Annotated in this window: 1 protein-coding gene and 1 pseudogene; one reads left to right on the top strand and one right to left on the bottom strand. The window is 66.7% G+C overall.

Going from position 1 to position 1,699, the window contains the following annotated elements:
• Positions 1-1,483: AMP-dependent synthetase/ligase (locus tag VF662_RS13555; RefSeq protein ID WP_464142181.1), on the top strand; the 1,483-nt coding region annotated here is incomplete at its 5' end.
• On the opposite strand, the pseudogene VF662_RS13550 reads toward VF662_RS13555, so the two are convergent.
• Positions 1,480-1,699: pseudogene (locus VF662_RS13550) on the bottom strand (hypothetical protein); the annotation flags it as partial. The gene VF662_RS13555 and the pseudogene VF662_RS13550 overlap by 4 nt on opposite strands.

The following is a 1,699-nucleotide window of genomic DNA, read 5'->3' as shown; positions in this document are numbered from 1 at the left end:
CCTGGACGACAGCGGCGCCCGGGCCGTGATCGTCTCGTCCCAGAAGCTCGCCAAGCCGCTGCTTCCGGCCGCGATCCGCACCCAGGGCTGCGAGCATGTGATCGGCATCGATCATCTCCGCGCAGGCCAGGCGAGCAACGTTCGCTTCCACGACTGGAACGACCTCATCGCCTGCGAAGCGGCAAGCGTCGATGCCTGCGCGGCAGCGGCGGCGGACTTCACGCGCGACGACATCGCCTGCATCATCTATACGAGCGGCACCGGCGGGGCGCCGCGGGGCGTGATGCAGCATCACGGCGCGATCCTCCACAACGTCGAAGGCTGCATCGACGTCATCGCCAACGATTTCGGCTGGGACGACGAGGTGTTCCTCTCCTTCCTCCCCGCAAGCCATGCCTACGAGCATAGCGGCGGGCAGCATTTCCCGATCGGGCTCGGCGGCCAGATCTATTATTCGGAAGGGCTGGAAAAGCTCGCCTCCAACATCGAGGAAGTGCGTCCGACCATCATGGTGGTGGTGCCGCGGCTGTTCGAGGTGCTGCGCCAGCGCATCCTCAAGACTGTGGAGAAGCAGGGCAAGCTCAGCAATTACCTGATGGACCGGGCGCTCAGCATCGGCGCCAAGCAAAGCGCGGGCGGGGTACCGCTCTGGGACCGGCCGATGGACTTCATCCTCGGCCGAACGCTGCGACCGAAGATCAGCGCCCGCTTCGGCGGCAGGATCAAGGCGATGGTTTCGGGCGGCGCTCCGCTCAATCCCGATGTCGGCATCTTCTTCCAGTCGGTCGGCCTCACCTTGCTGCAGGGCTACGGCCAGACGGAAGCGGGGCCGGTGATCAGCTGCAATCGCCCGAAGGCCGGCGTCCGCATGGATACGGTCGGCCCGCCGCTCAAGAACACCGAGGTGAAGATCGCCGAGGACGGCGAGATCCTGGTCCGGGGCGAACTCGTGATGAAGGGTTATTGGCGCAACCAGGCGCAGACCGAGCGGACGGTTGTGAACGGCTGGCTTCACACCGGCGACGTCGGCCATCTGGACGAGGCGGGGCGGATCGTCATCACCGACCGCAAGAAGGACCTTATCATCCTCGACAAGGGCGACAATGTCGCTCCGCAACGCGTCGAAGGGATGCTGACCCTGCAGCCGGAGATCGTGCAGGCGATGGTGACGGGCGACCGCCGGCCGTACGTCGTCGGCCTGATCGTGCCCGACGCCGAGTGGACGGCGGAATGGGCGAAGGCGAACGGCACGCCGAACGATCCGGCGGTGCTCCGCGAGGATCCGGACTATGTCCGCGCCATCTCCTCAGCCGTCGACCGGGTGAATGCCGATCTGTCGGTGATCGAGAAGGTGCGGCGGTTCGTGCTGGCGGACGAGCCGTTCAGCACCGACAACCAGCAATTGACGCCCTCGATCAAGATCCGCCGCCACGTGATCCGCGAGGTCTATGGCGAGCGGCTGGACGCGCTCTACAAGCGCTAGCGGACGCGGCGGTAGGGCGTGAAGTCGCCGAGCCCGCAGCCGCCATATTCGGTCCCGCTCGTCAGATCGACCACGCGCGCGATATCGCCGCGGCAGAGCTGGGTGCTGGACGTGCGCGTCACCAGCGTGCGGCCGAGATCGAGCGACGGGCAGCCGCCGGCAGGGCGGTTCACCCACAAGGTCCGGCTCGTCGGGCCGCGGAAGATGATCGCTCCC

Source organism: Allosphingosinicella sp., assembly GCF_036387215.1.
Classification (GTDB): Bacteria; Pseudomonadota; Alphaproteobacteria; order Sphingomonadales; family Sphingomonadaceae; genus Allosphingosinicella.
Note: the sequence above shows the minus strand (reverse complement) of the source record. Positions and strands in the feature narration are given on the sequence as shown.